We start from the raw sequence: 882 nt of genomic DNA, 5'->3' as shown, positions 1-882 counted from the left end.
CGACCTTCGGGTTATGAGCCCGACGAGCTACCACTGCTCCACCCCGCGATAATATTATAAATATAAAGACTGGATGTCTTTTACCGCACTTAGTATTGCTACTGAACCGTCCCGATTTTGTTGAGCAAATTCAAGATGTTTTGCAAAATCGTTACGCTGATGTTAAGCTTCGAAGCTTATTCGTTCGTGCTCCACCCCGCGATAATATTATTACTTAATTTACTAAATTTTTAAGAATGGTGGAGGATGACGGGCTCGAACCGCCGACCCCCTGCTTGTAAGGCAGGTGCTCTCCCAGCTGAGCTAATCCTCCAACTAGTTGTTAAATCTATAGAATTTAAATGGTGACCCGTACGGGATTCGAACCCGTGTTACCGCCGTGAAAGGGCGGTGTCTTAACCACTTGACCAACGGGCCATAAGTATTTATGGCGGAGAGTAAGGGATTTGAACCCTTGAGACAGTGTTACCCGCCTACACGATTTCCAATCGTGCTCCTTCGGCCGCTCGGACAACTCTCCAAGAAGCATGGCTCCGAAGGTAGGACTCGAACCTACGACCGATCGGTTAACAGCCGATTGCTCTACCACTGAGCTACTTCGGAATAGTGAAATTTCTAGCCTAGCAATGTCCTACTCTCACAGGGGGAAGCCCCCAACTACCATCGGCGCTAAAGAGCTTAACTTCCGTGTTCGGTATGGGAACGGGTGTGACCTCTTTGCCATAATCACTAGACTTTAATGAAAGACAAGTATTATTATAACATATTTGAAAGCATTTTCAACCATTAATTAAATTAATTATGCTTTTCATTATAAATATAAGCATATGCTTATTCTTTCAAAACTGGATAAAGACATTGGAAGCGTTCAAGTTTAATTTG

At 43.9% G+C, this 882-nt stretch carries 1 protein-coding gene, 4 tRNA genes and 1 rRNA gene; 1 reads left to right on the top strand and 5 read right to left on the bottom strand.

Annotation, left to right across the window (positions count from 1 at the left end; translation table 11 throughout):
* The first annotated feature begins 95 nt into the window (after positions 1–95).
* On the top strand, positions 96–218 hold the full coding sequence (locus tag CD29_RS20845; RefSeq protein WP_268871010.1) for a hypothetical protein: 123 nt from the start codon (positions 96–98) through the stop codon (positions 216–218).
* Positions 219–237: 19 nt separating this feature from the next.
* On the opposite strand, the gene CD29_RS19285 is transcribed toward CD29_RS20845, so the two are convergent.
* From CD29_RS19285 to rrf, 5 genes are all read right to left on the bottom strand, one after another.
* Positions 238–313: transfer RNA gene (locus CD29_RS19285), tRNA-Val, on the bottom strand.
* A 29-nt stretch (positions 314–342) separates the two neighbouring features.
* A tRNA-Glu gene (locus CD29_RS19280) sits at positions 343–417 on the bottom strand.
* Between the two features lie 11 nt (positions 418–428).
* A tRNA-Ser gene (locus CD29_RS19275) sits at positions 429–520 on the bottom strand.
* Between the two features lie 8 nt (positions 521–528).
* Positions 529–603, bottom strand: a tRNA-Asn gene (locus CD29_RS19270).
* Between the two features lie 15 nt (positions 604–618).
* A 5S ribosomal RNA gene (gene rrf / locus CD29_RS19265) occupies positions 619–734 on the bottom strand.
* Positions 735–882 lie beyond the last annotated feature (148 nt).

This window comes from Ureibacillus manganicus DSM 26584 (assembly GCF_000772945.1).
Taxonomy (GTDB): Bacteria; Bacillota; Bacilli; order Bacillales_A; family Planococcaceae; genus Ureibacillus; species Ureibacillus manganicus.
This window is presented reverse-complemented; position numbering and strand designations above follow the sequence as displayed.